Consider the following 5,505-nt stretch of genomic DNA (forward strand, 5'->3'; position numbering starts at 1 on the left):
GGAAACCCCACCACCGTGCTTACCTTGACCGGGGATCCATGCAGCCGCTCCACCACCCGCGGCACGTAACAAGGTGGAACGCAAAAAGTGGGAAAACAGTAGCGCAAGGCAATTGCGCACCCCTGCTCGATCTGTTCTGGGGTCACCATCGGCAACAGCAGCGTGTGGTCGATGTACTCCGCCAAATTGATCGAGCTATCCGCCGCGCCCTTACGCTCCAGAGAAAGCATGGGTCGAGCCCCCAGCACCCTTCTCTACTTTAGCCCCAGTTTTCGCCCGCAGGGATCCGCAAAGGTGGCCGAGCCTTATCGGTGTACCACCGCCCGATCGCCAGCCTTGATTGACCTGCCGCGTGCTAGGCACAAATGCGGGGCAAAGGTGCGGGCGCCGAGGTCACCTGCAGCAATCGGGGAATACGGCTGCTGTCGTAGATGCGAAATTCTTTTTCCAAGATGGCTTTTTCGTCGCGCACCGCCTGGTTCAAAACGATGGATCCCTGCGGATCGGAGATGGAACGGTGGAAAGTGCCGGGGGGAATGCGCAAAATACCTCGATTGGCTTCCAAGCGCACAATGTGGAAGGGATCCCGCCAGCTAAAATTCACCAAATAAAACGTCCGCCCGCCCCACAGAGCCAACAAGTTGTCCTCTTGGTGGGGATGCATGTAAAACTGCCAATAGCCTTGAGGATTGTCGGGGGGACTGATGGCCGGCCCATCATGATAAACCAAGTCGCGGGCGTTGGATTGGGCAACTGTGATGTCGAAAAAACGTACGCCGGGGGTATCTCGAAATTGATGAAAAGGCAGCAGGGCAAACATGGAGCTCGCCATGGGAACACCTGACCAACGACAGAGAGAAAAACAGGTTTTCACACTGTTTCGTGCTGTTTCGCAGTGTGAAGATGGAGTTATGTCGTCAGTTTAGTCAGGCCCAGCAGAGGGTTCAAATCTGAGATAGCATCACATCTATGCGCAGATCGAATAGATGGGATCCATGAACATCTCACAACTGCGAACTCTGGTGGCTGTGGTGGAGCGGGGGAATTTCAGCGATGCCGCCCTGCAATTGCAGATTTCCCAGTCGGCGGTGAGCCGGGCCATCGCCAGCCTAGAGGAAGAATTGGGGGTGTCTGTGTTGGTGCGCGGTCGCTTTGGGGCCCGCCTAACGCCGGTGGGGGAGCGACTAATGCGCCATGTCCGCAAGATGCTGCAACTGTGGGAACAAATGGAGTATGAAGCCAACCTGGAAAAAGGGTTGCGGGGGGGAAATGTGCGGGTTGCCGCTTTTCGCAGTGCTGCAACCCATTTGCTGCCGCCGGTGATTGCCCGCTTCCGCCAACAATTTCCGCAGGTTGCCGTCACCCTTACAGAAGAAGATCCGGCCACAGTGGAACATCTGCTGCGCTCAGGCCAGGTGGATATTGGCCTATTGCCCTTGCCGCGGGCTGCTGAGGATCTGCAGACGTGGGAGATCGCCCGCGACGAGTTCATTTTGTTGGTTCCGCTGAGTTTTGGGCCCCTGCCGGAAACCCTCACTTGGGAGGATCTTTCCCGCTTTTCTTACATTCTCTACAACTACGCCGAATGCACCACGGCGGTGCGCAACCACTGGGAAGCGGCCCACCAAACCCTCAAGGTGGCCTACTTGGTGAAGGAAGACTCCACCATTGTGAACATGGTGGCGCAGGGTCTGGGGGCTGCTATTTTGCCCCGCTTGGCTGCCCTCCCCATTCCCGCAGGGATCCAGATCCGCCGCTTGCCCATCCCCCTGGAGCGGGTGATCGGGGCTGCCATCCTGGCCTCGGCGCTGCATCCGCCGGCAGTCTTTGCCTTCCTGGAAGCCTTACGGGGAAACCCGTCCCAGTTGCCGGGTGGAGAGCTGGCCTTAAACTCCTCTTAAAATCCTGTTCCCAGGTAACTGCTAGCATGAGGCCAACTTCACTCCCATCCCATCGGAAAGGAAGGCCTCTATGAACTGGCTGACGCTGCTTGGGCTACTTTGTCTTCCCGGCTCTCTGTTTTCATTTTTTGAGTATTTGCGCTCCCAGAGGTTGGTTCAGCAGCTCTCTGCAACTCGGTTGCTCAAGGTAGCCGAGCTTCGCAATCTCGGTCAGACAAGCCCAAAAGGATCGAACTTGGCCCAAGTTTACGGCAGGATTGTGTGCGATCGGCCTTTGGTATCGGAGTTTTCACGCCAGCCTTGTGTCTACTACAAGTCGGAGATCACTTGGGAGTATGACGAAGCCGAGTGCTATCGAAAGTATTTGAATAGCGAAGGCGATGTCGCCTACAGGGAACGGATCAGCGAAGGCGAATACCAGAACGCTCTGCGCTTGGGATCTCGGGCAAAATCCTATCCGGGGGGAATGACCGGAAAAAGGCCCGGCTTGGGCTACTCTGACTCCGGTTCTTTCCAGAAAAGGGTGGATCCCGGCTACTCTGATTCTTTCCAACAAAAGCCCGGCTCTGGCTACTTCAGCGCAGCCTCCTTTCAGCAAAAACCCGGCTCTGGCTACCCCCCTTCGGACTTTTTCCAGAAAAAGCCTGGTTACTCCGATTACCCGCAAAAGCCTGGCTTCCCAGGCCATCTGGAAAAATCGCAGTTTTCTGAAGCAGGCCCTCCCCAGAAGTACTACAGCAATGTGTACTACGATCCGAGCACGGGTCGGGAATATCTCCTTGAGAGAGAGACAGAAACAAGAACTGAGACCCTTCACTCGGTGGTTCGCCAGCTCCCTTTTTTCATCGAAGACGAAACCGGAAGGGTGAGGGTGGATCCCACAGGTGCCGAGGTAGAGGCCATGTTGGTTGTGGATGAGACTGTTTTCCCCGGAAAAGGCCCCAGCCGGTTCAACTTCGATTTCAAACGCTACTTTTCCCGGATGAGAACAGAAAATCGCTCCACCCGCTCCTTTGTCTACAAAGAATGGGTGCTCCCGGTGGATGGGATGGCCTTTGCCATGGGGGAGGTGCGTTCTGAGGTAGGGGATCCTGTGATCCGAAAACCCCTTTCGGGAGGACGGTTCATCATCGCGCCCAAATCCGCTGAGGCCCTCTTGGAAGAGCACCGCTCCAATGCCTACGGCTTCTTGGCGGGATCCCTCGTCCTGCTGGGCATTGGCGTTTTCACCGTGCTCCACCTGCTGCAGTCCCTGTAGCCCTATCGGCGATAGGCTCCCATCCTCTCTCCTCACTGTTGTAGTCATTGCTACACAACGCTGTCGCGAACGCGCCGCTTCAGCTCCCCTCTCCCAGAGGGAGAGGGGCTGGGGGTGAGGGGTTAGACTATGGGATCAGGTTTCCGGTTGGGATCCCGGATCCAGTCCAAAAGCAGCGGGTTGACCAGCTCGGGGGCTTCGTCTTGGGGGCAATGGCCAACTCCTGGCAAGGGGATGAACCCCACCACGCAAGGGAACCCCGCCAGGGCCCGCCCCAGGGCAATGGGTTCCCAGGGATCCGCTTCCCCCCACAGGATCAAGACGGGGCAGGCGAGCTGAGGCAAGAGATCTTCTGCCAAAGGCCCTTGAGAATAGCGCACAAAAGCCAAAAAGACCTCTGCCGCTCCTGGCTCCAAAGCCGGCTTGAGCAAAAGCTGGATCAGTTCCTCGGTAACGGCTTCTTTGCGTCCGTAGGCCTGGAGGAGGATGTTGCGAATGGCCTTGGGTTGAGCTATCTGGGCGAAGAAAAAACGACCAAAGGGGGGCCACCCCAGCAGGGATTGGAGCAGAGGAGTGGTCCAGCGGCGCAGCCAGGAGATTTGCGCTCGTTTCCGCTCGTGCAGCAGCCGCAGCGAGGGATCCAACATCGCCACTCCCAAAACCTGCCCCGGATCCAGAACCGCCGCCTGCAAAGCCACAATGCAGCCAATCGAGTTGCCCACCAGATAGGCCGGCTGGCCCATCACCTCGCGCACAAAATCTGCCACCAGGGATCCCCAGGTCTCGAAGGTGTAGGGCAGAGGCGAGCCGGGCAGAGGCTTGGCGGATCCCCCAAAGCCCAACAGATCGACCGCGTACACCCGACAGTGCTGCCCCAGCTCCGGCAAATTTTTCCGCCAATGGTCGCTGCTGGCCCCAAAGCCATGGATCAGCAACACCGCCGGGCCGGCAGATCCCGACTGCTGATAGCGAATGGACTGGTCACGCCAGAGCCAGCGGTGCTCTGCAATGGGGGGTGCGGTGGGCAAAGGAAGCATGGGGAGCCTCTGGCTTCGCGTCAACGTTGCGATCTTAAATCTCTTTGTAAGTTTCCGGGGGAGGCTGGGCAATACTGGCAGTTGAGGGTTTTGCGGTGGGTCGGCTTTGATTTGGCTGGTTGGCCTCGGCTTGTTCGGCAGCGCTTTTTGCCTCTTTTGGGGACAGTTGTTGGTGGGCAAGTTGCTGCTGCCGCTGTGGGGAGGATCCCCCCTGGTGTGGAACACCTGCCTGGCTTTTTTCCAGGTCACCCTGCTGTTGGGCTACCTGTGGGCAGACCGGCTGGGGCGTGGGTTCCATCCCAGGATGGGCGTGCTGATCCAGGGGATCTTGCTGCTGATGGGGCTGAGGCTTTTACCCTTTCAATTTGGGCTCTGCCTGCAGCCGGAAGGAGCGTGGCCCCCTCTCGCCCTCTTGGCAGACCTGGCTTTGGGAGCTGGGGTGCCGCTGTTTCTCCTGTCGGCGACGGCGCCATTGCTGCAACGGGGGTTGGCGGCAAGAAAGGGCGCGGAGCAACAGGGGCTGCGGGATCCCTATTTTCTCTATGTGGCCAGCAATGCCGGCAGTTTGGCCGGGCTGCTGGGTTACCCGCTGCTGCTGGAGCCCCGGCTGTCTTTGGCTGGGCAAACTCACCTGTGGACGGGATCCTACGCGCTGGTGGCAGCCCTGGTGCTGCTGAGCGGGGTGGGGCTGTTGGCGTCAGCGGCCCAGAGCACTGTGGGGGATCCCGACCCAGGATCCTTGGCAGTCTCCTGGGGAGAGCGCTGGCGCTGGGCGGGGCTGGCTTTTTTGCCGGCAGGCCTGTTGGTGGCGGTCACCACTTTGCTGACCACCGACGTGGCGGCGGTGCCCCTGTTGTGGGCCATCCCCCTGGGGATTTATCTGCTGACATTCATGCTGGCTTTTGGGGGTATCCACCCCAGGAAGTGGATGTTGGGAACAACGGCTCTTCTGGCCTGCGGGGCAGTGGGGGCCCAGGTCTTGGGCTGGGTGAGGCCCGGTTTTTTGCTGCTGCTGCATCTGGTCACCTTTGGGCTGGTAAGCTGGGGCTGCCACAGCCAGTTGGCCTGCCGGCGCCCGCCGGTGGAGCAGTTGACGCAGTTTTACCTGTGGTTGGCTTTGGGGGGGAGCTTGGGGGGGATGTTCTCTGCCCTCTTGGCCCCGCAGGTGTTTGAGACGGTGCTGGAATATCCTCTGCTCTTGGGGGTGTCGCTGGCGGTGCTGGGGGGGCGGGTGGGCCGGAGCCTTGGGCTGGGGTTGCGATGTCCGTTGCTGCTCTAGAGCTTTCGCGTGGCGGCGGTGCTTCACAGC

At 59.2% G+C, this 5,505-nt stretch carries 5 protein-coding genes and 1 pseudogene; 3 read left to right on the top strand and 3 right to left on the bottom strand.

From position 1 onward, the window contains the following. A pseudogene (locus NW857_RS08460) lies at positions 1 to 230 on the bottom strand (2-deoxyribose-5-phosphate aldolase); the annotation flags it as partial. 125 nt (positions 231 to 355) lie between these two features. Further along, entirely contained in the window at positions 356 to 820 is a 465-nt protein-coding gene (locus NW857_RS08465) for a redox protein (RefSeq protein ID WP_414335063.1), read from the bottom strand. A 175-nt stretch (positions 821 to 995) separates the two neighbouring features. Between NW857_RS08465 and NW857_RS08470 the strand changes: the two genes are divergently transcribed. Further along, positions 996 to 1,901: a LysR family transcriptional regulator gene (locus NW857_RS08470; protein ID WP_414335058.1), complete on the top strand. Its 906-nt coding sequence runs from the start codon at positions 996 to 998 to the stop codon at positions 1,899 to 1,901. A gap of 235 nt (positions 1,902 to 2,136) precedes the next feature. Then, the gene (locus NW857_RS08475; RefSeq protein ID WP_414368652.1) at positions 2,137 to 3,159 is read left to right on the top strand and encodes an E3 ubiquitin ligase family protein; all 1,023 of its coding nucleotides are present in this window, start codon (positions 2,137 to 2,139) and stop codon (positions 3,157 to 3,159) included. A gap of 122 nt (positions 3,160 to 3,281) precedes the next feature. On the opposite strand, the gene NW857_RS08480 is transcribed toward NW857_RS08475, so the two are convergent. Next, positions 3,282 to 4,196, bottom strand: a complete 915-nt coding sequence (locus tag NW857_RS08480) for an alpha/beta fold hydrolase (protein ID WP_414348912.1) — start codon at positions 4,194 to 4,196, stop codon at positions 3,282 to 3,284. A gap of 106 nt (positions 4,197 to 4,302) precedes the next feature. On the opposite strand from NW857_RS08480, the gene NW857_RS08485 reads away from it, so the two are divergent. Next, on the top strand, positions 4,303 to 5,475 hold the full coding sequence (locus tag NW857_RS08485) for a hypothetical protein (RefSeq protein WP_414368654.1): 1,173 nt from the start codon (positions 4,303 to 4,305) through the stop codon (positions 5,473 to 5,475). Positions 5,476 to 5,505: the final 30 nt, after the last annotated feature.

The sequence above is a fragment of the Synechococcus sp. H55.9 genome (assembly GCF_047462355.1).
Classification (GTDB): domain Bacteria; phylum Cyanobacteriota; class Cyanobacteriia; order Thermostichales; family Thermostichaceae; genus Thermostichus.

Bases quoted from the DNA above. Each gene is read 5' to 3' on its own strand.
- NW857_RS08470 (WP_414335058.1), top strand. From the start codon at position 996: ATGAACATCTCACAACTGCGAACTCTGGTGGCTGTGGTGGAGCGGGGG.
- NW857_RS08480 (WP_414348912.1), bottom strand. From the start codon at position 4,196: ATGCTTCCTTTGCCCACCGCACCCCCCATTGCAGAGCACCGCTGGCTC.
- NW857_RS08465 (WP_414335063.1), bottom strand. From the start codon at position 820: ATGTTTGCCCTGCTGCCTTTTCATCAATTTCGAGATACCCCCGGCGTA.